This is a genomic window from Bifidobacterium choerinum (assembly GCF_000741135.1).
Classification (GTDB): domain Bacteria; phylum Actinomycetota; class Actinomycetes; order Actinomycetales; family Bifidobacteriaceae; genus Bifidobacterium; species Bifidobacterium choerinum.
In genome coordinates this window covers 34,750-60,233 of the sequence record NZ_JGYU01000010.1, presented here as the reverse complement: position 1 = coordinate 60,233, position 25,484 = coordinate 34,750, and the positions used below count along the sequence as shown (strand labels likewise).

The window sequence follows — 25,484 nt, the reverse complement described above, 5'->3', positions numbered from 1 at the left end:
CCTGACCTGCTACGACGGGGGGCGGATCACGGCGATCGCCGTGATCCGCCCCCTGTCGTCGTAGCAGGTCTGCGGTTCGGCTCCGCTCCGGTTCGTCTCGCATTCGATGCTGTCGCCGCCCTGTCGTCCGCGCATGGCAGTCCAGCATCCGCCGCCCTCGGCAATCGCCGCGGGCGCAGTAGACGTGCGGTGCAGTAGAATCGTGCACGGTATGGTCCGGTCGCGGATAATCGGTCGGATCGGTGGTCTGATGCATATCAAGTGAGGATGAATATGCCACGTATGTTTGGAACCGATGGTGTCCGTGGTCTTGCCAATCGTGATCTGACGGCGCAGCTCGCGCTCGATCTGGGGGACGCGGCCGTGCGCGTGCTCGGCGACGACGCCCCGAAACCCGACCAGAAGGCGGGCCGCCGCCGCGCATTGATCGGGCGCGACACGCGCGTCTCCGGCGATTTCCTGTCGAACGCGCTTGCCGCGGGCATGTCCGCCGGCGGCTTCGACGTCATCGACGCGGGCATCATCCCGACGCCGGGCGTCGCGTATCTGACGAGCGTGCTCAACGTCGAGATGGGCGCCGTCATCTCCGCCTCGCACAACCCGATGCCGGACAACGGCATCAAGTTCTTCGCGCGCGGCGGCTTCAAGCTGCCCGACGCGAAGGAGGACGAGATCGAAGCCGTCCTCGGCCAGGACTGGGAACGCCCCACCGGCGCCGGCGTCGGCCGCGTCAGCCATGATTCGAACACGGCGACGAACATGTACATCGACCATCTCGTCGCCACGATCGCGCCGATCGTCGACGGCACGCAGACGAAGCCGCTCAAGGGGCTCAAGGTCGTCGCCGACTGCGCTAACGGCGCGACGTCGGTCGTCGCCCCGGAGGCGCTGCGCCGCGCCGGCGCCGACGTCATCGTCATCAACGCGTCCCCCGACGGCTATAACATCAACAAGAACGCCGGCTCGACGCACCCCGAGCAGCTGCAGGCGATGGTCAAGGCCTCCAACGCCGATCTCGGCGTCGCGTTCGACGGCGACGCCGACCGTTGCCTCGCCGTCGACGAGGACGGCACGCTCGTCAACGGCGACCAGATCATGGGCATCCTCGCGCGCGCCAAGCAGCGCGAAGGCAAGCTCAACCACGACACGCTCGTCGTGACGGTGATGAGCAACCTCGGCCTCAAGCTCGCGCTCAAGGAGATGGGCATCCGCACCGTGCAGACGAACGTCGGCGACCGCTACGTGCTCGAGGAGATGCTGCGCGGCGACTACAGCCTCGGCGGCGAACAGTCCGGCCACGTCATCAACCGCGAGTTCGCGACGACCGGCGACGGCACGTTGACAGCGCTGACGCTGTGCAAGGAGATCGTCGATTCCGGCTGCTCCCTCAAGAGCCTCGCCGCCGACTTCCCGCAGCTGCCGCAGCAGCTGATCAACGTGCCGAACGTCGACAAGATGGCCGCGAAGACGAACAAGGCCGTGCTCGACGCCGTCGCGCGCGAGGAGGCACTGCTCGGTGATACCGGCCGCGTGCTGCTGCGCCCGTCGGGCACCGAGCCGCTCGTGCGCGTCATGGCCGAGGCCGCGACGCAGCAGCAGGCGGACGAGGTGACCGCGCGTCTCGCGCAGGTCGTCGCCGACGAGCTCGCGCTGTGAGCCACCGTACGAACCGCAATCGAAACCCGAAAGAGAGAAGACCATGTTCGGAACGAACAAGCGCGTGGACATCGCGCTCAACAGGGATGTGGAACGACTGCTCAAGTCGGCGCAGAACGGCGTGCTGCCGATCGTCGAGGCGGGTGAACCCGTCCTGCGTGCGCAGTGCGTGCGCTACGACGGCCAGCTGAGCAAGCACACGTTGGCGAAGCTCATCGAGACGATGCGCACGACGATGCTCGACGCGCCCGGCGTCGGCCTCGCCGGACCGCAGATCGGACTCAACCTCGCGCTCGCCGTCGTCGAGGACCATGCGGACGCCGACGACGACCCGCGTGAGATCGCCGAATTCCCGTTCCACGCGATCATCAACCCGTCCTACACGCCGGTCGGCGACGAGACGCGCTCGTTCTACGAAGGCTGCCTGAGCTTCGAAGGCTACCAGGCGGTGCGCAGGCGCTGGCTCGACATCGTCGCCCGCTGGCACGACGAGGACGGCAAGCCGCACGAGGAGCGGCTGCACGGCTGGCCGGCGCGCATCTTCCAGCATGAGACCGACCATCTGAGCGGCGAACTGTACATCGACAAGGCCGAGATCCGCAGCCTGACGACGACCGAGAACCTCGAGGACTTCTGGTGCGAGGATCCGGTGCCTACCGAAGCGGCCAAGGTGCTCGGCTTCGAGCTGTGAGCACCGCCGACTGCCCAGACGGCATACGCCACCGATGAAAACGGTGGCGCATACCATTTGGGCAGACGTCGTCGACTGTCCGCCACACGACCATGCGCCGGCCGCCGCCCCTGCGCGGCGCGCAAATTAGTGGCAACGCCGCCACCGTAACCGGTTTCCCATTCGGGATTGCGACGCAGAGCGAAATATATTTCCAAATAAGCCTGAAAAACTTCGATTTTCCCTGTTGCGCGCATGGCGATGGAAAAACGTTATGCCTTGATAGAAAACACCACCGACCACCGCGACCGCGAACCTAGCGTGTGCCTTAGCAATCACGAAAGGACGGCGATCGATCATGGCGGAGCTCACCGACGCACAACGCGCGGCGCTCGCGAAGGGCGAGCGCAAGGACATCAACGGCTGGCATTACATCACGGTGCAGGGGGAGCCGTACGAGATCGGATTCGAACACGGCTACCTGCTCGTCGACGAATTCAAGGACGCGATCCGCGTCTACACCCATATGACGCTTGAGACGCTCGGCATGGATTATTCGTTCTTCGTCGAGCAGGCCGTCAAGCTGCACAAGGACAAGATCCCCCAGGAGTATCTCGACGAGATGCAGGGGATGGCGGACGGCTTCACCGCCGGCGGCTTCCCGACGACGCTCGACGACGTGATCGGCTGGAACGCATGGATGGAACTGACCGGGTACTGGTGGCCGCAGGTGGCCGCGCAGTATTCGAACAACCCGCCGATGGGTCCGAAAGGGTCGCATTGCACCGGGTTCGTCGCCACCGGCTCCGCCACTGTGGACGGCCGCCCGGTCATCGCCCACGAAAGCTTCGACGACTTCTGGAGCGGCCAGTACTTCAACGTTTGCGAAATGATCAAGCCGGCGCACGGCTATGCGATGAAGATGCAGACGATCCCCGGCTACACCAGTTCGATGACCGATTTCTACGTGACCTCCGCGGGTCTGGGGATCACCGAGACGACGCTCGCGGGCTTCGTCGGCTACGACGTGGACGGCGTACCTGAATATGTGCGCTCGCGCAAGGCCTCGCAATACGCGAAGACGATCGACGAATGGGTCGCCATCGAAAACGACGGCAACAACGGCGGCTACGCGAACATCTGGATGCTCGTGGATGCCAATACAAACGAGATCGCGCGCTACGAGCAGGGGCTCAAGCACCAGGAGCTGCTGCGCACGAAGGACGGCTGGTTCTACGGCTGCAACGCCGCGCACAATCCGCGCATCCGCAACCTCGAATGCGTCGACAACGGCTACAACGATCCGCGTCAGCAGACCGGCGGCCGCCGCACGCGTCTCGAACGGCTCATGCCCGAGGTCGCCGGCCGTATCGACGACGACATGGCCAAGAGGATTCTCGCAGACAAGTTCGACCCGTATCTGGGTTACGAGTGCGCGAGCTCGCGTGACATCTGCGCGCATTACGACGTCGATCCGCAGTACTACGCCGACGATCCGCATGGCGTGTGGAACGTGCCGTTCTTCCCGGGCGGCTCGTGCGACGGCAAATGCGCGGACGCCGAGGATATCAGGAACATGAGGATGTGGGGCATCTTCGGACGCGCGGACGGCGAGCCCTTCGACGCGGACGCGTTCATGGACCAGCATCCTCAGTGGAATTGGCAGCGCGGGTATCTCAAGAGCCGCCCGAGCCAGCCTTGGACTTTGTTCGAGTAAGGAAACGGTTAGCAGAAAGGATCCATCATGGAACTAACCAAAGAAGATCTGTCGAAGATGGCAGAATCCTACAGGAAGGACGCCGCCCAGAAAATCGCCGAGCAGGCCGTCAAGAACAACGGCATCCATGCTTCGAGCGAGCGTGAGAACGTCGTCGTCACCAAGAACAACTTCGTGTTCTCGGTGGACGTGGACGACGAGGCCGTCGCCAACCAGCGCCAGTCCGGCCGCTGCTGGATGTATTCGGCGCTCAATTTCCTGCGCTTCCACATGGAGAAGAAGCTCAAGCTGCCGAAGGGCAGCTTCCAGCTGTCGCAGGCCTACAACTTCTTCTACGACAAGCTCGAGAAGGCCAACTTCTTCATGGAGAACATGGTCAAGTACGCCGGCAGCGACCTTGACGACCGCCGCATCGACTTCCTGCTCGCCACACCGCAGCAGGACGGCGGCGACTTCGACCCGATCGTCGCGCTCGTCGAAAAGTACGGCGTCGTGCCCGAGGAGGCGATGCCGGAGACGGCGGTCACGAAGAACTCCTCCGAACTGGACGCGCTGCTCAACCGCATGCTGCGCGAGGACGCGTACACACTGCGCACGATGGTCGCCGAAGGCAAGTCGGACGCGGACATCGACGAGGCGCGCCGTGGCATGCTCTCCGACATCTACCGTGTGCTGTGCGTGAGCTTCGGCGAGCCGCCGAAGACAGTCGACTTCGTGTACCGTGACACCGACAAGCACTACCATGCGGACCGCGGCCTGACCCCGCTCGAGTTCTACAAGAAGTATTTGGGCGATGTCAAGTTCGCCGACTGCATCGGTGTCATCAACCTGCCGGTTGAGGGCATGGGATACAACCAGTCCTACGAGATTGACATGACCGGCGAAGTGCTCGGTTCCAAGCGCCGCTGCCGTTACGTCAACGTGCCGATCGACGTGATGAAGCAGGCGACGATCAAGCAGCTCAAGGCTGGCGAACCGGTGTGGTTCGGCTGCGACGTGCTGCAGGACTCCGATTTCCAGAAGGGCATCATGGCACTCAACCTCTATGACGTGCAGCGGATGATGGGCCTCGAGTTCAAGCTCGACAAGGGCCAACGCTTCCAGTACAACCAGAGCCTGCCGACCCACGCGATGATGATCGCCGGCGTCGATCTGGACGCGGACGGCAATCCGCTGCGCTGGAAGGTCGAGAACTCGTGGGGCACCACCGCGCACAACAAGCCGGTCGGCCATGAGGGCTACTTCATCATGGACGACTCGTGGTTCACCGAATACAACTACGAGGTCGCCATCCGTCGCGAATACCTGCCGGAAGACGTCGTGAAGGCCTACGACAGCGAGCCGAGGATCCTGCCGTATTGGAACACCTTCAACCCGGAACCGTGATGCCGCGAGGCCTGTACGGGTCCCGTCCATAACCGATGGCGCCGTGCGGCCCCGACCGGGCGGCATGGCGCATGGACGTAAGTCAGGGAAAACATGAGTGATAACACGAAATCCAAATCAGGCGCCATAGTCAAGGGCGCCAAAGGAGGCACCGGCAATCTCACGACGCTGGCGCTGATCATGATGAACGTCACCGTGATCGCCGGTCTCGCCAACGATGTGCAGCAGTCGTTCTACGGGCTCTCCTCAGTAACCTTCTTCCTGCTCGGCGGTCTGCTATTCTTCCTGCCGACCGGTCTTGTGGCGGCCGAGCTCGCATCCGGCTGGAGCCAGCGCGGCGGCATCTTCCGCTGGGTCGGCGAAGGTGTCGGCGTGTTCCCGGCGGTCGCTTGCCTGCTGATCCTGTGGTTCCAGACCACCTTCACCTTCGGCTCCGGCATCCCGTCGATGTCCGCGACGATCGGCTTCTTCACGACGAAGTACGATTGGGCCGTCGACTTTGCGAAGAACTCGCACAGCTGGAAGGTGACGCTGCCGATCATGATCGGCTGGCTCGCCTACTACTGGTTCTGCTGCTTCCTCGCAACGAAGGGCGTCAAGACCTTCAGCAAGATCGCGCAGTACGGCGTCATCCTCGGCACCTTCCTGCCGCTTGGTGTCATGACGATCCTCGCCGTCGTCTGGCTGTGCCAGGGACACGCGCCGGCCATCGACATGGCCCCGAGCGCGCTCGTGCCCAAGTGGGAGGGCATGTCGACGCTCGCTTTGGCCGCCGGCGTGTTCTTCTCCTTCGCCGGCATCGACATGAACGCCGCGCACATCAAGGACCTGAAAAAGCCGAACAAGCAGTTCCCGCTCGCGATCTTCGTCTCGATGATCCTCGCGCTGCTCATCTTCATCGTCGGCACGCTGATCATCGCGATGGTGATCCCGAACAAGCAGATCAACCTGCTGTACACGCTGTTCGCCACCTATCGTGCACTCGGCGCGACAATCGGATTCCCGGACCTCTACCTCGTCTTCTGCTGGCTCGGCATGCTCAACAGCTTCGCCGCGCTCATCACGAACCTCGCCGGCCCGTCCTACATGCTCGGCCAGGCGGGACGCTCCGGCTTCCTGCCGAAGTTCCTGCAGAACAACAACAAGCACGGCATGCCAAGCCGTCTGATGTACACGCAGATGGCGCTGATGACGATCATCGCGTTCATCGTGTTCCTGCTGCCGAACGTCGAGGGCTTCGTCGCCCTGATCACACAGGCGATCACGATCCTGTACCTGAGCTACTACGTGCTCATGTTCGTCGCGTTCCTGCGGCTGCGCTACCAGCAGCCGAACCGACCGCGCGGCTTCCGCGTGCCCGGCGGCATGGCCGGCGCGTGGATCGTGGCCGGCATCGGCATCCTCGTCTCGGTCTTCGGCATCGTGCTCGCGTTCTACCCGCCGGCGCAGCTGAGCGCCGAGGTCGGTTCCGGCGCCACTTACGATCTGATCATCATCGGCCTGCTCGCGTTCGTGTTCATCGCATGCGTGCTCATCTACCGTGCGTCGCGCAAGCATGACTGGGCCGATCCGACGAACCAGTTCGCCCCCTTCACCTGGCAGATCGAAGGACTGACGAAGCCGGGCAAGGCGCTGTCCAACATACCGACCGCGTTGCTGTCCGAAGGCCAGAACCCGATGGGCCTGCCGATCAAGAAGCATTACGACAAGGACGAGATGATGGCGGACCTGCCCACCGGCAAGGATCCCAAGCAGGGCGAGGCGGCCGCCGCGCTGCTCAAGCAGCAGGGTATCACCGAACCGTCCGAGCCGGCCAAGGTCGCATTGGTCGGCGACCCGACCGTCGGCGTCAAGACGGTGTCCTACGAACCGCAGCCCGTGCATACGAACGCCGCCGGCGACATGATCCCGAAGCCCGCGGCGGCCGACGTCGCCGCGGCGCCGGTGCCCGTCGACGCGGCCGCCGACGCGCGCCGCGCCCAGGCCGAGGCGCAGGTGGCCAGCCGAAACGCCCGGGAGTACCACGACGAAGCCGTGGCGCTCGCCAACGAGGCGAAGGACGATGCGACGCTGTTGCACGACGCCCACGCCGTCCAGGTGGACGAGGCCGAAGCGCATGAGGCGCAGGACGCGGTCAAGCCCATCGATTCCGTCGACGCCGCCCAGGCGACCGATCCGACCAAGCCGGCCTCCGGCACCTCGCAGCCCAAGCACTGAGAGGCGCCGCGTCGCAAGGCGTATGCGTCCAGCCGGCGTCACGGCCGGACGCATACGCCGCCAATATCCGTCGGCGCCTGCGCGGATCCCGCCGCGCAGGCGCCGCATCCCAAAGGAGCATTGTCATGGCAGAAGCCAATGAAACCAAGAGCGAAACAACGCAGAACGACCAGAAGAAGCCGCTTGAGCCGCTTCCGGCCACGGCCAGCAAGGACTACGTCTGGAAGGGCCCGGACGGCGCGTCGATCAACTACACGGCCACCGCGGAGATGATCCCGGTGCGCGCCGACGACGGCACGATGATCGGCCACATGTTCATGTTCTCGCAGATCTCCGACGCCGACGACAAGTCCGACCGCCCGGTCACGTTCCTGTGGAACGGCGGCCCCGGCGGCGCATCCTACATGGTCAACATCGGCGGCATGGGCGCCAAGCGCGTCAAGACGGACGGCATGGCGCACCTCACCGGCGTCGGTGAAGTCGAGGACAATCCGTATTCGCTGCTGCCGAGCTCGGATCTCGTGTTCATCGACGCGTTCGGCACCGGCTACTCGCATGTCGACCCGAACTACGACGCGAAGAAGGTGTGGGGGGTCGACGGCGACGCCGACGCTTTCACGCGCGGCATCATCGCATGGCTCACCAAGTACGGCCGCATGAACAGCCCGCACTACCTGTACGGCGAATCCTACGGCACGATGCGCAACGCCGTCGTCTACCGCATGCTCGGCGAGCACGGCGTAGGCGTCGCCGGCGTGACCGAACAGTCGACGATCCTCGACTACGAGCCGACGCTCTCCGGCGAGGACGACTACTATATGGGCATGTTCCCGGTGTACGCGGCCACCGCCAACTACTTCAAGAAGGCCGGCGTGGGCGTCGACCAGTACGAGTGGTACGACAAGGCCTTCGACTACGCGAACAACACGCTTGCACGCGCGCTGACGCTCGCCGACGCGTTGCCGGCGGACGAGATGAAGAAGATCGCCGGCGAGATGAGCGAATTCATCGGCCTGCCCGCCGACTTCATCCTCGCCAAGGGCCTGCGCATCGAACTCGACACCTTCCGCAAGAACCTGCTCAAGGACGAAGGCGAGACGACCGGCCGCTACGACACGCGCTTCACCACCTACGGCTACCAGGACGTGCAGGGCGACAACGAGTTCTTCGCCGGCGAGGATCCGTCCTACGACGCGATCAACGCCGCCTACCTCGACGTCTACATGAAGATGCTCGGGGACATGGGCTTCAAGGGCTACGAGAACTACGAGGGCCTGTCGCTCAAGGTCAACTCGAGCTGGAACTGGACGCATCAGGCGCCGGGCACGATGGGCTCGCCCCAGGTGCCGAACGTGGCCTACGACTTGGCGACCGCGCTGCGCCGCAACCCGACGAGCCGCATCTGCGTGCTCGGCGGCATCCATGACGCCGCGACGCCGTACTGGAACGTGCGCCACGACATCAACAAGCTGTTCCTGCCGCAGGCGCTCAAGGACCGCATCGAATACCATCTGCATTCGAACGGCCACATGCTGTACTGCGACGACGTCGCGCTCGCCGCGGCCGGCCCCGAACTCAAGGCCTTCTACGACAAGCGCCACGAGGACCAGGCCGCGCAGTGAAACCTAGGCCGTTGATGTGACACATCGATGATGTGACACATCAACAATGAGGATATCGTGATGAGGCGCCGTCCCGCAGTTGCGGGGACGGCGCCTCATCACACATCGGGACGGCAAGCATCACAGGATCTCGGCGAGATCGGGCCACGCGTCAGGGAAATCATCAAGGTAGCGCATCGCCTCGTCGCGCAGCCCCTGCATGACGAGCATCCGCTCGTAGACGCGGTTGCGCACCGCATGCGTCTGCTCATGGTTGTAGATCTCGACGATGCGCGCCACCTGCTCGCGCCATTCACGGTTCGTGCTGACGCGGCGCAGATTCGTCAGCGCCGGCATCTCGTCCTCGTCGAAGGAGGACAGTACGCGCTCGCGGTACAGGTCGCGCAGCCGCGGGCGGTCGTCGAGCGCCTGCAGTGCGACCTCCTCGAGCGACTCCCAGTCGTAAGGGACGAGCTCGTCGGGGAACATGACGAGGAACGGCGCGCTCTGGTCGGCGACCATCGTCGACGTGAACTCGAGCAGGTCGTTCCAGCGGCGCGCGTGGATCAGTCGGGCCGCGTACGCGTCGCCGAGCGGCGATGTCGTCGCATGCTCGCGCAGCAGCGCGTCGGCGCCGTCCACGTCGCCGCTCATGCGCATCAGGTCGTGCCGCAGCAGCAGCACCGCCTGACGGAAACGGTAGTGCGCGTGCAGCTCCATGTCCTGGCGGTCGAGCTGCGGCGACTGCTTCGACGCGTACAGGTCGTTGGCGAGGCCGGACAGGTCGGCGAGTTCGAAGGCGTATTCGTCGTCGATCATCGAACGGAAGCGCGCGTCCTCGTCGGCCGTTTCGCTGTAGCGGCGCGCCATCTCGTCCATGCTGGCGAGCGCCGTGTCGAGCGTCTCGTACGCGTGCATGCAGGTGTCGTCGTATCGTGCGAAGGACAGGCAGCAGGACAGCAGTTCGATCATCGGCATCGGGTTGATGCGGAAATCCTCGTTGCAGGCGACGGCGGTGACCATGCGCAGCGCCTGCGCGCCCACGGCCGGGTCGGCGTGGCGCGCGACGGCGTCGAGGTAGATGCGCGTGACCTGCAGCAGCTCCTTGAGGTATTCGAGCCCCTCCTGGTTGCGGTCCTCGCACATGCCGAGGAAGCGCGCCGTCAGTTCGATCGCGCGGCACAGGTTGCGTGTGCCGTCGAGCCAGCGGGTGCTGCCGGTCGCGTTCGCGACGACGGCGTCGACGCCGGCGAGCGCCTGCGTCTCGAGCCGGAAGGTCGGCATGTCGGCACGCGGCACGTCGACGCCTTCGGGGCTGTGGTGCGCGCTCGGCGTGGCGGCGGCGATGCCGTCGAGGTACCACCGCATCGGGCGGTCGATGATCTGTTCGGCCTCGTCGGCGGGCGCGACCGGGACGTCGGCGCGCAATGCGTCGTCGTGGTGCGCGCAGGTGCCGATCGCCGGGTCCCACAGGAACGTGGGTCCGTCGAATTCGTCGGCGAATCCCCATTCGTCGTCGACGAAGTCCTGCATCTGCGCGAGCTCATGGTATTTGAGCAGGCCGGAGCGTTCGGCTCGCATCGTCATGGTATTCCCTCCGCTGGAAGGTCGCGGTTTCGTGTACACGCGATAACGGCTGTGCGTGCTTGCGCGCTGGTGCGCACAGAGTCACGCTAGCAGCTTGTGGATGACCGTTTGGTGAAGTTTCTACATTGTGTACCCGGGCATCTCATTATTCGTCGCGTGCGCCGCGCGGACGGTGCGCATGGGCGCGCGTTCAGCGGTTGGCGGCCTCGAAGGGGTAGCGCAGCTGCCAGCGCGCGCGCAAGGTGTCGGTGAGCGCGAGCATGCGCAGGCTGTCGGCGTGCAGCATCTCGATGCAGTCGCGGCGCCCGGCTCGGATCGCGCGCACGGCGGCGGCGACCTCGTATTCGTATCCGGTCAGCTGCGCCGGCACGTCGATGTGGTCGACGAGCGTGTGGTCGGCGTTGTAGACGTCGATGGCGCTGATGTCGTTGATGTTCGCGCAGTCGATGTAGCCGTTCGTGCCGCGGATGTGGCCGGCGCGATCGGACGCGCACAACATCGACGACGTCGCGTTCGCCATCGTGCCGTCGTCGAAGTACAGCGTCGTCGCGTTCTGCGCGTCGACGCCGGTCGGCAGCGGCGTCATCGACGTGACGATCTTCGTGACCTCGCGTCCGCCGATGACCATGTCGATGAAGTTGAGCGGGTAGACGCCGATGTCGAGCAGCGCGCCGCCGGCCAGGTTCGGGTCGGTCAGGCGCTTCTTGTGCGTCATCGGGTAGCTCAGGTCGGCGGCGATCGACGTGACCGCGCCGATCCTGCCGGAGGAGACGATGCGGTCGATGATCAGGCGCGACGGCATGAAGCGCGTCCACATCGCCTCGCCGCAGAAGCGGTTCGTCGCCGACGAGACGTTGAGCATGTGCCTCGCCTCGTCGACGTTGACGGCGAAGGGCTTCTCGACGAGCACGTGCTTGCCGGCCCGCATGCAGGCGACCGCCTGTTCGGCGTGCAGCGAATGCGGCGTCGCGATGTAGACGAGGTCGGCGTTCGGGTCGGCGAGCATGTCGCGGTAGGAGCCGTAGGAGGTGCGCAGGCCGAACTGCTGCGCGAACGCGCGCGCCTTCGCCGCCGAACGCGACGCGACCGCGTACGGCGTGACGAGGGAGGCGTAGCGCGCGTCGGAGGCCATCATCGCCAATGTGCGCGCCATCGACTGCGCGATGCGACCGGCGCCGAGGATCGCCACGTTGAGCGGACGTTCGTCGAGCTCGGTCTCGGCCGCCGCGTCGACTGCGGGCATCGTCGCCGCCGACGTCGTCGTGGCGGTCGCCGTCGTGCTGGTCGTGGCGGCGGTTGTGTCGGAAGACTTGGTTGTGTCGGAGGTCTTGGTCGTACTGCCGGCTGGGGCGGGATCGGTCGGGGGAAGTGTGGTCGGGTCGTCGTGGGTCGTGTCGGTCATGGGTCGGGTCCTTCGTTGCGGTCGGCGCATTGCGTCGTTGCACTGCGCGTCATGCCGTGCCGTCGCACCGCAGGGTTCGCGTTGTGCCGTCGTCGCGTCGCTGCGCGTGCTACGGTCGTCGTATCGTTTCGTTCGTCTTCTACGCTAGCGTGTCCGCGGCGCCGCTGCGTGTTGTCTGCGAGCGCAAAACCGGCGCGCACTGCGCATTTGCCGCCATATCGACCAACGGCGTCCCGTCGCGTTCGCGGATTGCGGAGGGTTCGCGCATGTCGCGGGCGCGCGGCATGCGGGTGGCCGTCACGCGCCGGGCCGCGTGCGCCGATCCCGCTAGGATGGCGGTGTGGGCGATATGGCGGCATCGAAATCGAAGACGGCATCGAAGTACGCGCGGGGGACGCGCAGCTACACGATGTCGCGAATCCGCGGCAAGGACACGTCGATCGAACGCGTCGTGCGCAGCTATCTGTTCGCCCACGGCATGCGCTTTCGCAAGAACGACAAGCGCTATCCGGGGCATCCGGACGTCGTGCTGCCGAAGTACCGCACGATCGTGTTCGTCAACGGCTGCTTCTGGCACATGCACGAAGGCTGCTCCAAGCACTCGATGCCGAAGACGAACACGGCGTTCTGGCGCGCGAAGCTGCAGCGCAACCGCGAGCGCGACCGGCGGCAGCACGACGAGCTGCGGCGCATGGGATGGCACGTCATCGACGTGTGGGAATGCGAACTCGGCAAGGCGACGCGCGAAAGCCGGCTCGACCGGCTCGTCGAGCAGATCGTCGACGGCGGCGCCGACGCGCGCTCCGACGGCGATGCGGCGCGCACGCCGGTGTGCGGGAGTGGTGGCACAATGAATGCAGCGAAGAACGCAGCGGAGAGCCGCACGTGACGTGCGGCGCACGGCAAGGAGACGACGATATGACGGACGAAGCGCGTACAACGGCGCGTGCCGACGAGGCGGAGGACGCCGCGGCCGCGCAGCAGGCGGTGGACGATCGGGTCATGCGCGCGGCGGTCGGCACGACGCAGCCGCTGCCGCAGCCGAAACTGTCGAAACGCGCGCGCGAGGTGCGCCCGTTCCGCGCGATGCAGATCGGCGCGCGCGCGAACGTCATGATCGCCGCCGGCGAGGACGTCGTCAAACTCAACGTCGGCCAGCCCGACTACGGCGCGCCCGAACCGGTGCGCCTGGCGATGCGCGACCTGTACGACGGCCGCCCGCTGCCGTACACCGAATCGCGCGGACTGCCGCAGCTGCGCGAACGGATCTCGCGGTTCTACGCGAAACAGCACAACGTGAACGTCGACCCCGAACGCATCATCATCACCGAAGGCGGCTCGTCGGCGCTGCTGCTCGCCGCCGCGCTCACCGTCGACGAAGGCGACGAGGTGATCATCGCCGACCCCTCGTATCCGACGAACCGCGAACTCGTACGCTCCTTCGGCGGCGTCGTCGTCGACGTGCCGACGAGCGCGGCGACGCGCTTCCACCTGACGCCGCAGCTGCTCGACGACTACTGGTCGAAACGGACAACAGCCGTCATGGTGACGTCGCCGTCGAACCCGACCGGCACGACGATCGAGGCGGACACGCTGCGCGCCGTCTGCGACTACGCCGCCGAACACGGCGCCTGGCGCATCGTCGACGAGACCTACCTCGACCTCGCCGACGTCGAATCCGACGGCAGCCGCGTGCCCTCGGTGCTCAGCATCGACCCGAACGCGATCGTCTGCAGCAGCTTCTCGAAATACTTCGGCATGACCGGCTGGCGGCTCGGCTGGCTCGTCGTGCCCGACGACGTCGTCGACGCCGTCGACAGGCTCGCGACGAACTTCTTCCTCAGCGCGCACACGCCGACGCAGATGGCGGCGATGGCGTGCTTCGACGACGAGGCGCTCGCGGTCAGCGAACAGCGCAGGCTCGAACTGCTCGCGCGGCGCAAGATCGTCGTCGACGGCCTCGCCGACCTGGGACTGCCGGTCGACGTCGCGCCCAACGGCGCGTTCTACGCGTACTTCGACGTGAGTCCGACCGGACTGACGGCCACCGAGTTCTGCGAACGCGCGCTCACCGAGGCGCACGTCGCGTTGACGCCGGGCGCCGACTTCGGCGAGGCGACCGCGGACACGCATGTGCGACTGTCGTACGCGGCGTCGCGTGACGCGCTGCGCGAAGGACTCAAACGCCTCAAGACTTTCGTCGCCGGCCTGCGCGGACAGTGACGCCGGCCATGCCGAAGGCGTCTGCGGGACGCCTTCGGCATCGGGAGGAATCGAAACAACCACCCAGCAAAAGAGGACGCATGACGAATCCGAACACGCATTCCACCCGGCATTCCACCCGACTCGGCGTACTCGACATCGGCTCGAACACCGTGCATATGCTCATCGTCGACGCCGCCGTCGGCTCACGGCCCGAACCGGAGGCGAGCACGAAGACGACGGTGCGGCTCATGGACTTCCTCAAAGAGGACGGCTCGATCAGGAAAGCCGGCGTCGAGGCGCTGCTCAACGCCGTCGACGAATCGATGCAGCTCGCCGAACGCTACCAGATCTCGCAGCTGCTTGCGCTCGCGACGTCGGCGATCCACGACGCGGCGAACGGCAACAAGATCCTGCATCGGATCGAGGAGATCGTCGGGCAGCGCATCACCGTGCTCTCCGGCGACGACGAGGCGCGGCTCACGTTCCTCGCCGCGCGCCGCTGGTACGGATGGGACGCCGGCCGGCTGCTCGTCATCGACGTCGGCGGCGGCTCGCTCGAGGTCGCGGTCGGCTCCGAGGAGGAGCCGTCGGTCGCGACGAGCGCGCGCATCGGCGCCGGCATCGTCACGCGCGACTATCTGCCCGGCGGCATGGCGACGCCGAAGGAACTCGAGACGGCGCGCAAGAAGGTGCGCAAGCGCATCGCCGACGTCGCCGACGTCGCCGACGCAATCCCGACCGAGGACTATTCGAGCCACGCGGTGGGCACGTCGAAGGCGATCCGCTCGCTCGCGCGGCTCGCCGGATCGGTCATTCATCAGCCGGGACGCGAGGATGCGCTGTCGGTGGAACGCGAACAGCTCGAGGACTGGCTGCCTAGGCTGGCGAGCATCGACCCGGCGCAGCGTACGGCACTGCCCGGCATCACGCAGGACCGCGCGTTCTCGATCGTCGGCGCCGGCATCGTGGCCGTCGAGATCATGGACGCGCTCGGCATCAATGAGATCGAAGTGTGCCCGTGGGCGCTGCGCGAAGGCGCGATCCTGCGGTGGCTCGACCAGTACGGACGTACGCGGATCGGGTTCTGAACGAGCCTGCGCGGGCGGTGTATGGCCGCGCAGGCGGATTCGCGGAAGGATCAGTTCGTGAGCGCGGCGAGCTCGTTCTTCGCCTTGTGCAGTTTGGCGTAGATCTCGTTGCGCTGGGTGGGCGACTTCGCGCGTGCATGGTCGGCGGACAGCTTCGCGACGGCCGCCTCGAGCTGGCGGATCCGTTCGGCGCGGGCGATGCGCGCGTCGAGGTCGGCGCCGTCGACGGAACCGAGGATGATCTGCGAGCACAGCGACGCCCACAGTTCGTCCATCGTCGCGCCGTCGACATCGAGGTAGGTCTCGCCGCACGGCTCCCACGGGCCGTGGAAGATCCGGAAGGACGGCGTGTGGCCGGCGCGGCCCGGCAGCGCGCGGCGCACCGCGAACTGGCACTCCTCACGCGTCGCGCCCTCATGCTCCGCGGTGCGCACGACGGCGAAGACGATACCCGACTTGCGCTGCGAGGCGATGAGTTCGACGACGTCGTCCGGCGTCTCCTTGACGCCGTCGGCGAGCCTGAGGCCGAGGACGAGGATCTCCGGCATGCGCGTGCTTGGCTCCAGTCCTGTGTTCGACGGGCGCAGCAGCGCGAGCATTGTGATCGAGTCGACGGCATGCACCAGATGCTGCTTCGTCTTCGCCGACAGCGGCGCGGACGCCTTCGCGGCGAACAATCCCTTCGGCAGTATGCTTTTGGCCGCCGGGAAGGCGGTCTTGGGGGAGAGCCCCAGCGTTTCGGCGGTCAGTGAACCACATGCGGCCATCGTCATCGTGGGCCCTCTTTCCTAGCGGATTTCCTGGCGGATAGTGCGCGGATGCTGCCTTCCGCCCTTCCACTGTACCGGCACACGGCCACGGCCGGCCGCGGCATCTCATGTTCGCCGCGCCCGGGACGGACCAGCGTCCGGATTGGGCGCGGCCGGTGGGCAGGACGGACGCCGTTGGCCTGGGCGGCGGATATCGGCCATCCGCGCCGCCGTTTGCGGCACTCCCTGTCCTGCCGCGGCAGTGGACGCCGTCGCCCTGCGATCATCGCGGGTGCGGATTGCGCCGGTCGTGTTCGCTGGCGTCGACGATGGACGGGGCAGTAATGACAAAGCCGCGGCGGCGTAGAGGCCGACGCGGCTGATGGTGCCCTAGACGCGATTCGAACGCGCGACACCCGCTTTAGGAGAGCGGTGCTCTATCCACTGAGCTACCAGGGCGAACAACCCGACATTATACACATGCCCATGCATCCGGCACAACCGTGCGTCGCCGTGCCGGTCGTCATGCGCGTAGGAAAAATCAGCCGTGCGGACGATGCATGTGCGTCCTTCGCTGCGTTAGTGTGGAACACGTCGGCACACCACGCTCGCCGTACGCGCGGCGTCGGCGGACGGCCGCCCGGCACGGCCGCATCCGCAGCGCATGCCAAATACAGGAAAGGAAAAGGAGACGTATGACACGGCACAAGCATCCGGTTCTGGCGGCGCTCGCGGCGATCCTCGCGATCGTCGCACTGCTCGGCTGCGCGGCGCGGCTGCTGCCCGAGGACATGCAGTCGCTGCCATACGTGCCGTACGTGATCGCGTTGTCGCCGTGGTTCGCGCTCGTCGCACTGATCGCGTTCGTCCTCGCCTGCATCTCGCGCCGCTGGTTCACGGCGGTCGTCGCCTGCGCGTGCATCGCGCTGCAGGTGTGGTGGCAGCTGCCGTACTTCCGCAACGGACATCCGATCAGCGGCGCCGCGATGAGCGCCGTCGCCCAGGTCAAGCCGTCCACCGACGACGCATACGCGCGCGTCATGACGTGCAACGTCTACAAAGGACAGGCGAACGCGCAGGACATCGTCGACGCCGTGCGCGACCAGCGCGTCGAGGTGCTCGCGCTGCAGGAGACGACGGAACCCTTCCTCAAGGAGCTCGCGAACGCCGGCATCTACGACTATCTGCCGCATTCGACGATCGCCAACGCGAACCACAAGTACTACAGCAACGCGCTGTTCTCGTCGTCGCCGCTCGAATCGCCGGCGGACGCCGAATTCGAGTCGAGCGCATCCGACATGCCCGCCGGCACCGTCCTCTTCGACCATGGCCGCCTTCCCATCCGATTCGTCAGCGTGCACACGACGTCGCCGAGCACGAGCACCTGGGACCTGTGGCGCCGTTCGCTCGACGAGATGGACGTGCTGCGCTCGCGCACCGACGTGCACTACGTGCTCATGGGCGATTTCAACGCGACGACCGACCACGCGCCGTTCCGCCGACTGCTCGGCGAACGTTTCCAGGACGCGTCGGTGGCGAGCGGCCACGGCCTCGTCTTCACCTGGCCGGCGAACATGCGTTTCGTGCCCGCCGGAGCCGGCATCGACCACATCGTCACCGAACGCGGCGTGCGCGTCGGGCAGATCAAGACGATCCATATCCCCGGATCCGACCACGACGCGCTGCTCGCGACGCTCGAATTCGCGCAGTAGCCGCGCGCGTCGATTCCGCGGCGGATCCGCCGCTTACTGCAGGTTCGACTGCGTGCCCGCCGTCGCCGCCGTCTGCGCCTGCTGCGCCTGCGCGGCGTCGAGCTTGGCGCGCACCGTGTTGAGCAGCGACTGCGCGCGCTGGGCGAGCGCCTCGCCGATCTCCCATTGGCGCATCGACTCGTCGAGGCTCAGGCCGCCGTTCTCGAGCGCGCGCACGGCCTGCATGAGCTTGTCGCGCGCCTCCTCGTACGGCATGTTCGCGATGATGTCGCGTTCTTGTTGCGTCAGGCTCGACGCGATCTGCGGCTGCTCGGCCGCCGTGCTCTCGCCGGTTGTCTCCGTCGCGGTGACTTCGATGGTTTCCTCCGCCATGGCTGCTCCTTCGTGCTGGTTGATGGTTGGTTCGGTTGCGTTGTCTGTGATTGCGTTTTTATGACTGCGTATGTATTTATGGTTCGACGATCTTCGTCGTCTGCGCGACGACGGCGCCGCGCCGCAGCGTGACGGTGATCTCGTCGCCGACCTCGAGCTTCGCCGCGTCGTCGACGACGTGGCCGTCGGCGGTCTGTAGCACCGCGTAGCCGCGGTCGAGCGTCGACTGGGGGCTCAGCGCGCGCAATGTCGCCTCGAGCTTCTCGACGCGCAGCTGCTCGTCGTCGACGATTCGCGTCAGCCCGATGCGCATCGTGCGCACGGCGTCGTCGATCTGCCGCTGGTACGGGTCGAGCATCGTCTGCGGCCGCGTCAGGCTCGGACGGTTCGCGTAGCCTTCGACGAGCCGCGTCTCGTTGTTGACCATCGCGCCGATGCGCATGCGCATCGTGCCGATCGCGTTCGCGATGAGCTGCTGCTGCTCGCGCACGTCGGGCACGACGCGCTTGGCGGCGTCGGTCGGCGTCGAGGCGCGCACGTCGGCGGCGAGGTCGATGAGCGTCCAGTCGTCCTCGTGGCCGATCGCGGAGACGATCGGCGTCACGCATGCCGCCGTCGCGCGCACGACGCCTTCGTCGGAGAATCCGATGAGGTCCTCGAAGCTGCCGCCTCCGCGCGCGACGATGATGACGTCGACGTTCGGGTCGGCGTCGAGCCTGCGGATTGCGTCGATGACTTCAGGCGGGCACTGCGGACCCTGCACATGCACGTGCTGCACGGTGAAGTCGACGGTCGGCCAGCGCAGCATGACATTCGTGATGACGTCGCCCTCGGCCCTCGCCTGCGGCGCGCAGATCAGGCCGATGTTCTTCGGAAACTCGGGCAGCGGCACCTTGTTCGAGGCGTCGAAGAGCCCTTCGCCCTTGAGTTTGCGGCGCAGCTCGTCGATCTGCTCCTTGAGGTCGCCGACGCCGACCTTGCGGATGTCGTCGCCGCGCAGGCTCAGCCTCGTCTGCTTGACCCACAGGTCGGCCTTGCCGTGCACGACGACGCGGTCGCCCTGCTTGAAGCCGCGCGCCATCTGCGCGAACGCGCCGAAGCCGTTCACCGAGATCGAGACGTCCTCGAAGTTGTCGCGCAACGTGATGTACACCGACGTCGCGCGGCGCGCGTTGATCTCGACGATCTGCCCTTCGATCCACACCGTCGGCCAGCGTTCGATCACGTCATGCCATTTGCGGCTGAGCAGATTGACCGGCCACGGGTGCTCCGGGGTCGTGTCGCGCGCGTACTTCGGCAGCTCGTCGAGCGGGCGCGGTCCGGCGGCGGCGCCGTCCGCTCCTGTCCATGGGGTGCCTGAAGGCCGTCCCGCCATGCCATATCCGTTGTTCCAAGACATGGTTCTAGGTTCCATCAGCGAAGGGACATCGTCCGTATCCTGTACGGCGTGTCAGGGCTGATTCCGCCGCCTCGGTGGCGTTTCACGGCGGCCATGGCGGCGGTGTCGCTATGATGATTCCCGCTCAGCGAACACCGCGCCGAGTGACGAAGGCCACACCGTCGGGAGGCATCGTGGATTTTCGGCACTGTTTCAACGAAAGTTCCATATTTAGTGATTGTGTGACGTCTGTTGCACTACATATAGCGGCGCGTCGCTTGGCAGAAGGGCGTACAGTCTTATCCGTCAGCAAGACGTCCGGCATCGTCCGGACGCACGAAACGAGCCGGCCGGGCCGGCCCCGAAGCAAGGAGCAGCGAATGGAAGCAGAGGTACTGGAGGCGCCGATGACGCAGCCGAAGACCGCAGCGAAGGTACTCGTCGAGAAGCGCGACGGCCGCATCGTCGATTTCGACCCGGTCAACATCATCGTCGCCGTCAAGTCCGCGTTCGCCGATCTGGACAAGGAAGTCGGTCCCGAAGAGGAGCGCATGATCTCCGACATCGCCGATCAGGTGGAGGGCGAGATCAAGGAACGCTACAACGGCCCGGCGCGCATCGAGGACATCCAGAACCTCGTCGAGCATGCGCTCATCGACGACCATCTCTACGAGGTCGCGCGCACTTACACGACCTACCGTCTCAACAAGGACATCCAGCGCGCGAAGGCCACCGACATCAACGAGGCCGTCAAGCGTCTCGTCAACAAGGACGAGTCGCTCGTGCGCGAGAACGCGAACAAGGACTCGAACGTCTACGCGACGCAGCGTGACCTGCTCGCGGGCGCCGTCTCGAAGGCGTCGGCGTTCTCGATGCTGCCGGACGCCGTCGCCAACGCCCACATGAAGGGCGACATCCACTTCCATGACGCCGACTACTCGCCGTTCACGTCGATGAACAACTGCTCGCTGCCCGACTTCGGCGACATGCTGCGCCATGGTTTCGCGCTCGGCAACGCGATGATGGATTCGCCGAAGTCGATCGGCACGGCGGCCACGCAGATCACGCAGATCATCAAGGACATCGCGGGCGCGCAGTATGGCGGCCAGACCGTCAACCGCGCCGACGAGATGCTCGAGGAGTACGCGCGCCGCGACTATGCGAAGAACCTCAACATGGCTCAGGCGCTCATCCCCGATTCGATGCCGATCGAAGTGGCCGAGGACATGGTCAGGGGACTCAAGGCGCAGGAGCCGGACTGGCTGCACTTCGAGAACCGTGACCCGCTGCCGGCCGACACCGCCTTCGACGAGGAACTGCCCGAGATCGACCAGCTGCGTGAGATCTACGCGAAGATCATGACGCGCAAGGCCATCTACGATGCGATGCAGACGATGGAATACCAGATCAACTCGAACCGCGTCTCCAACGGCCAGACGCCGTTCGTCACCGTCGGCTTCGGCCTCGGCACGAGCTGGTTCGCCCGTGAGATCCAGCGCGCGATCCTGCTCAACCGCATCCGCGGCCTCGGCAAGGACCGCCACACGGCGATCTTCCCGAAGCTCGTCTTCACGATCAAGCACGGCGTCAACGCCGATCCGGGCGACCCGAACTACGACCTCAAGCAGCTCGCGCTCGAATGCTCGACGAAGCGCATGTATCCGGACGTCGTGTTCTATGAGAACATCGTCAAGATCACCGGCTCGTTCAAGGCGCCGATGGGCTGCCGCTCGTTCCTGCAGGGATGGATCGACCCGGAGACCGGCGAGGACGTCGAGGACGGCCGCATGAACCTCGGTGTCGTCACCGTCAACGTGCCTCGCATCGCGCTCGAATCGCACGGCGATATCGAACGCTTCTGGAAACTGTTCGACGAGCGCATGGAGACGGCGCATCAGGCGCTGCAGTTCCGCATCATGCGCTGCAAGCAGGCGACGCCGGTCAACGCGCCGACGCTGTTCCGCTACGGCGCCTTCGGCCGCCTCGGCGCGAACGACAACGTCGATCAGCTCTTCCGCAACGAGCGCGCGACGGTGTCGCTCGGCTACATCGGCCTGTATGAGGCGACGTCCGTCTTCTACGGCAAGAACTGGATGCGCGACCACGGCTGGGATCCGCAGGGCAAGGAGTTCGCGCTCGAGATCGTGCGCCGCATGAACCAGCTGTGCAAGGACTGGTCGGCCGCCGAAGGCTACCACTATTCGGTGTACTCGACGCCGGCGGAATCGCTCACCGACCGCTTCAACCGCATGGACCGCGAGAAGTTCGGCGTCGTCGAAGGCGTCACCGACCACGACTTCTACACGAACTCGTTCCACTATCCGGTGTGGCTGCAGCCGACGCCGATGGAGAAGCTCGACTACGAGAAGGACTTCCCGTACTACGCGTCCGGCGGCTTCATCAACTACTGCGAGTTCCCGTGCCTGCAGGCCAACCCGAAGGCGCTCGAGGCGGTGTGGGACTACGCGTACAACATCGGCATCGGATACCTCGGCACGAACACGCCGATCGACCACTGCTTCGAATGCGGCTTCCAGGGCGACTTCGAGCCGACCGAGGAGGGCTTCAAGTGCCCCGAGTGCGGCAACTCCGACCCCGACAAGTGCAATGTGACGAAGCGCACCTGTGGCTATCTCGGCAACCCGGTGCAGCGCCCGATGGTGCACGGCCGCCACGAGGAGATCGCGCACCGCGTCAAGCACATGTCGGGCGAGACCGGACACGTCACGCTCGCCGACGGCGAAACGCGCGAATGGTTCGAAGAGACGAAGTGAGCCGTTGACGCCCATGCGCAGCCGGTGCGATCGGCGTAATCGACACCGTCGATACGGTCGGCTCGGCCGGCGCGGATGACCGGAACACAGGCTCGGATGGACACATGGACACATTGGGGCGGTCGTAAGGCCGCCCCTTTTCGCGGTCTACAATCGGTAGGTCGGCAACGATGCGCGGCAGGCGCACAGGAGAGGACGGGACATGGCCCAGGAATGGCGCAGAACGGAAGGCACGACGAGCGCGGACGGTTCGGCGAGCGTCGTCGAATCGTCGACGGAACCGATGACCGACGCATCGGATTCGCCGCTCGACGACGCGCGACCGGTGCGGAAGAAGCCGCGGCTGCATGACTTCGCCGCCGGCGAGCGCGGCCGCGGTCCGGGAATCCCGACGCCGCTGTCGAACAATCCGAAGGCGGGGCAGTGGACGAGCGAGCGGATGAGCCACAACATGATCGCCGACTACAAGCGCTTCCTGATGACCGACGGAGAAGGCATCCGCTGCTCGCTGTACGTCTCCGGCTGCCCGTTTCACTGCGAACAGTGCTACAACGCGTCGATCTGGGATTTTCAGGCGGGGCATCCGTACAACGAGAAGCTCGAGGCGCAGATCATGGACGATCTTGCGCAGAGCTTCGTGCAGGGCATCACGTTCCTCGGCGGCGAGCCACTGCTCAACACCGGCGTGCTGCTGCCGCTCGCACGCAAGATCCGCGCACGCTTCGGCCACGACAAGGACATCTGGTGCTGGACCGGCTACACATGGGAGGAGCTGATGCGCGACGGCGAAAGCGCCGACAAGATGGAGCTGCTGCGCGAGATCGACATCCTCGTCGACGGTCGGTATCTCAAGGACCAGCACGATTCGCTGCTGCAGTTCCGCGGCTCGCGCAACCAGCGGATCATCGACGTGCCCGCCTCGCTCGAGCGCGGCGAGGTCGTCATCTGGAGCAAACTGCACGACCAGGAGCGCTTCATCCCGGAGATCTACGGCCACGAGCGCGCCGCCGGCGAAGGCGACGCGAGCTGAGGTGGGGCTGGGACGCATTCCGCGCAGCGTACCCATGCGCGTCATGCGACGCCGGCGGCCGTGCCGGCGTCCCGTGTCGCGTATGCGTGCGCGGTACATGACGCTGGCGGTGTTGCCGGCGTCACGTCTGGCGTATCCGTGCGCTGGAGGCGTCCCAAACGTGTGTGCCGGTGTCCGGTGTCGCGTATGCGTGCGCGGTGTGTGACGCCGGCGACCTTGCGGGCGTTCCGTCTAGCGTACCTATGCGCGGTGTGTGACATATGTGGCCACGTCGGCGTCCAGTGCCGCGTATCTAAGCGCAATCCGAGACGCGAATCCGCCGTTTGCACCTGCGCACGTGTACGGCCACACATGTCCCTGAATGCGGGCCTGATACACCTGTGTGACATAGAATATCGAAGAATGTTGCGTTTATTGCCTGCTTACTGCGCCTTTGCGGCCTGCGAGTCGATCCAATTGCTGACGGTGGCGATCGCCTCGTCGAGCGTCACTTTGGCGGCCTTGTAGATCTTCGAATTCGTGATCGGCGACAGGTCGAGCTTTTCGGCCGCGTCGATCGCCGACTGCAGGCCTTCGCTGATTCGCTTGCCCGCCTCGGAGGATCCGTACTGCTGCTTGACCGACGCGAGCAGTCCCTTCGCATGCTCGAGCGAATCCTTGAAGCCCTTCTTCGCCGCGGACGTATCGTCGTCGGCGTCGTCGGTGGTCTTGTCGGTCTTGTCGCCGTCCGCGCCGTCGGTCTCCGCGCTGCTTGATTCGTCGGTGCCGGAACCGCCGAGCCACTCCATCGCCTTTTTCCTCCAGTCGCCGCTGTCGAGCAGACTGCGCTGCTCTTCCTGCTGCTTCGTGATTTCACTGACCGACTTGTTGAGCGAATCGGTCGTGCTGTTGACGGTGTCGGCGACGAGATTGAGCTGTGTGATCGTCGCGTTCGTCGCGCATCCCTCGGTCGAGATGGTCTGTTCGGCGGCGGACGCGGCATCCGCGACCGCGTCGATCATGCCGTTGACGCCGAGCGCGTCGAGTACCCACTGCTGCGTCGACGACAGGTTCTTCGTCGTGTCGACGAGCTTCTTGCGCGCGGCGCTGAAATCGCTGACCGCCGCGCGGCACCGCAGCAGCGCCTCGGAATGCTTGTTGCTGTAGACGATTGCGCCGCACACGCCGGCGATGAGCGCGACGACGACCACGACCGCCGTGACGATTGGCCACTTCCTGCCCGCCTTCCTGGGTTTCCCGTCGGTGTCCCCCTCTCCGCCGGCATTGTCGCCGTCGTGGGATGTCGGCGGCTGGGCCGGCGGGAAGCTGGCGGGGGTTGGCGCGGCGGGGCGCGGCGGCAACGCGGCCGTGACCGGCCCCTCGCTGACCTGCGTCTCGATGTCGATGCGCGTCGTCGGCATCGACTGTGGCATAGCCTCCGTCGGCGCCTCCTGCTCGGTCGGTTCGTATCTGCGTTCGGACATGGGCACCCCCGTATGCTGGTCTGCTGTCTGTCTATCTATGTCTATGTGGTCTACGTACGTCTTCTGTGCGCGCCATCGCCCGGCGTCTCCGCGTCGGGTAGCGTGCCTGTCCGCCACCCTGCGTGATGCCCGGCTGCGCGATACCGGTGATTCTAGCAGCGCCGCTTGGCCATCGGCATGGAATTGCCGGCATGCAGGGCCATCGACGGCCCCTGCCGGCATGTATCTGCGCTGAGGGAGAGCAACATGTGCGAATATGGCGAGTATGCGCCCCGGGAACCGCATGGTTCCAACGCCGAAAACCGCGGATACTCACCCAATGCCGAGAAGACGCTCTCCCTCAGCGCAGATACATCCGCAAAGGGGCGTTGCACACGTATGCGGCGCCCCGAACCGGCCCTGCGCGCACCGCGACGAACGTACCGAGGCCTGACTATGCTGGGGTGATTGCCCTATGCAGGTCCTGCAGGGGCGCGA

At 65.7% G+C, this 25,484-nt stretch carries 19 protein-coding genes and 1 tRNA gene; 12 read left to right on the top strand and 8 right to left on the bottom strand.

Going from position 1 to position 25,484, the window contains the following annotated elements; translation table 11 throughout:
• Positions 1–9: 9 nt before the first annotated feature.
• Entirely contained in the window at positions 10–135 is a 126-nt protein-coding gene (locus BCHO_RS09690; protein WP_272944787.1) for a hypothetical protein, read from the bottom strand.
• Positions 136–273: 138 nt separating this feature from the next.
• Here BCHO_RS09690 and glmM point away from each other — a divergent pair, with 138 nt between their 5' ends.
• The 6 genes from glmM (at position 274) to BCHO_RS07230 (ending at position 9,268) form a co-directional block, all read left to right on the top strand.
• Entirely contained in the window at positions 274–1,656 is a 1,383-nt protein-coding gene (gene glmM / locus BCHO_RS07255) for a phosphoglucosamine mutase (protein ID WP_024541095.1), read from the top strand.
• A 43-nt stretch (positions 1,657–1,699) separates the two neighbouring features.
• Positions 1,700–2,347, top strand: a complete 648-nt coding sequence (locus tag BCHO_RS07250) for a peptide deformylase (RefSeq protein ID WP_024541094.1) — start codon at positions 1,700–1,702, stop codon at positions 2,345–2,347.
• A 337-nt stretch (positions 2,348–2,684) separates the two neighbouring features.
• Positions 2,685–4,043: a C45 family autoproteolytic acyltransferase/hydrolase gene (locus BCHO_RS07245; protein WP_024541093.1), complete on the top strand. Its 1,359-nt coding sequence runs from the start codon at positions 2,685–2,687 to the stop codon at positions 4,041–4,043.
• A 27-nt stretch (positions 4,044–4,070) separates the two neighbouring features.
• Positions 4,071–5,429 (top strand): C1 family peptidase, encoded by a 1,359-nt coding sequence (locus BCHO_RS07240; protein ID WP_024541092.1) that lies wholly within the window; start codon positions 4,071–4,073, stop codon positions 5,427–5,429.
• Positions 5,430–5,522: 93 nt separating this feature from the next.
• Entirely contained in the window at positions 5,523–7,646 is a 2,124-nt protein-coding gene (locus tag BCHO_RS07235; RefSeq protein ID WP_024541091.1) for an APC family permease, read from the top strand.
• A gap of 125 nt (positions 7,647–7,771) precedes the next feature.
• Positions 7,772–9,268 (top strand): S10 family peptidase, encoded by a 1,497-nt coding sequence (locus BCHO_RS07230; RefSeq protein WP_024541090.1) that lies wholly within the window; start codon positions 7,772–7,774, stop codon positions 9,266–9,268.
• A gap of 120 nt (positions 9,269–9,388) precedes the next feature.
• On the opposite strand, the gene BCHO_RS07225 is transcribed toward BCHO_RS07230, so the two are convergent.
• Both BCHO_RS07225 and BCHO_RS07220 read right to left on the bottom strand, forming a co-directional pair.
• The gene (locus BCHO_RS07225) at positions 9,389–10,834 is read right to left on the bottom strand and encodes a hypothetical protein (protein WP_024541089.1); all 1,446 of its coding nucleotides are present in this window, start codon (positions 10,832–10,834) and stop codon (positions 9,389–9,391) included.
• Between the two features lie 190 nt (positions 10,835–11,024).
• Complete coding sequence (locus tag BCHO_RS07220) at positions 11,025–12,077, bottom strand: Gfo/Idh/MocA family protein (protein WP_024541088.1); 1,053 nt, start codon at positions 12,075–12,077, stop codon at positions 11,025–11,027.
• A 508-nt stretch (positions 12,078–12,585) separates the two neighbouring features.
• On the opposite strand from BCHO_RS07220, the gene BCHO_RS07215 reads away from it, so the two are divergent.
• The 3 genes from BCHO_RS07215 to BCHO_RS07205 all read left to right on the top strand — a co-directional run bounded on the left by BCHO_RS07215 (position 12,586) and on the right by BCHO_RS07205 (position 15,529).
• Entirely contained in the window at positions 12,586–13,125 is a 540-nt protein-coding gene (locus tag BCHO_RS07215) for a very short patch repair endonuclease (RefSeq protein ID WP_024541087.1), read from the top strand.
• 113 nt (positions 13,126–13,238) lie between these two features.
• A complete protein-coding gene (locus BCHO_RS07210) occupies positions 13,239–14,459 on the top strand; it encodes a pyridoxal phosphate-dependent aminotransferase (protein ID WP_051354899.1) in 1,221 nt (406 codons plus the stop codon).
• An 80-nt stretch (positions 14,460–14,539) separates the two neighbouring features.
• On the top strand, positions 14,540–15,529 hold the full coding sequence (locus BCHO_RS07205) for a Ppx/GppA phosphatase family protein (protein ID WP_029675539.1): 990 nt from the start codon (positions 14,540–14,542) through the stop codon (positions 15,527–15,529).
• Positions 15,530–15,579: 50 nt separating this feature from the next.
• Here BCHO_RS07205 and BCHO_RS07200 read toward each other — a convergent pair whose 3' ends face one another.
• Positions 15,580–16,302 (bottom strand): DUF4391 domain-containing protein, encoded by a 723-nt coding sequence (locus BCHO_RS07200; protein WP_024541084.1) that lies wholly within the window; start codon positions 16,300–16,302, stop codon positions 15,580–15,582.
• Positions 16,303–16,661: 359 nt separating this feature from the next.
• A tRNA-Arg gene (locus BCHO_RS07195) sits at positions 16,662–16,737 on the bottom strand.
• 236 nt (positions 16,738–16,973) lie between these two features.
• Between BCHO_RS07195 and BCHO_RS07190 the strand changes: the two genes are divergently transcribed.
• Entirely contained in the window at positions 16,974–17,990 is a 1,017-nt protein-coding gene (locus BCHO_RS07190) for an endonuclease/exonuclease/phosphatase family protein (RefSeq protein ID WP_024541083.1), read from the top strand.
• A gap of 33 nt (positions 17,991–18,023) precedes the next feature.
• Here BCHO_RS07190 and BCHO_RS07185 read toward each other — a convergent pair whose 3' ends face one another.
• Positions 18,024–18,362, bottom strand: a complete 339-nt coding sequence (locus tag BCHO_RS07185; RefSeq protein WP_024541082.1) for an exodeoxyribonuclease VII small subunit — start codon at positions 18,360–18,362, stop codon at positions 18,024–18,026.
• A 76-nt stretch (positions 18,363–18,438) separates the two neighbouring features.
• On the bottom strand, positions 18,439–19,761 hold the full coding sequence (gene xseA / locus BCHO_RS07180; protein ID WP_024541081.1) for an exodeoxyribonuclease VII large subunit: 1,323 nt from the start codon (positions 19,759–19,761) through the stop codon (positions 18,439–18,441).
• A 359-nt stretch (positions 19,762–20,120) separates the two neighbouring features.
• On the opposite strand from xseA, the gene nrdD reads away from it, so the two are divergent.
• Together nrdD and nrdG are read left to right on the top strand one after the other, a co-directional pair.
• Entirely contained in the window at positions 20,121–22,514 is a 2,394-nt protein-coding gene (nrdD, locus tag BCHO_RS07175; protein WP_024541080.1) for an anaerobic ribonucleoside-triphosphate reductase, read from the top strand.
• Positions 22,515–22,797: 283 nt separating this feature from the next.
• Positions 22,798–23,544, top strand: a complete 747-nt coding sequence (gene nrdG / locus BCHO_RS07170) for an anaerobic ribonucleoside-triphosphate reductase activating protein (protein WP_081707982.1) — start codon at positions 22,798–22,800, stop codon at positions 23,542–23,544.
• Positions 23,545–23,966: 422 nt separating this feature from the next.
• On the opposite strand, the gene BCHO_RS07165 is transcribed toward nrdG, so the two are convergent.
• Entirely contained in the window at positions 23,967–25,007 is a 1,041-nt protein-coding gene (locus BCHO_RS07165) for a hypothetical protein (RefSeq protein ID WP_024541078.1), read from the bottom strand.
• Positions 25,008–25,484: the final 477 nt, after the last annotated feature.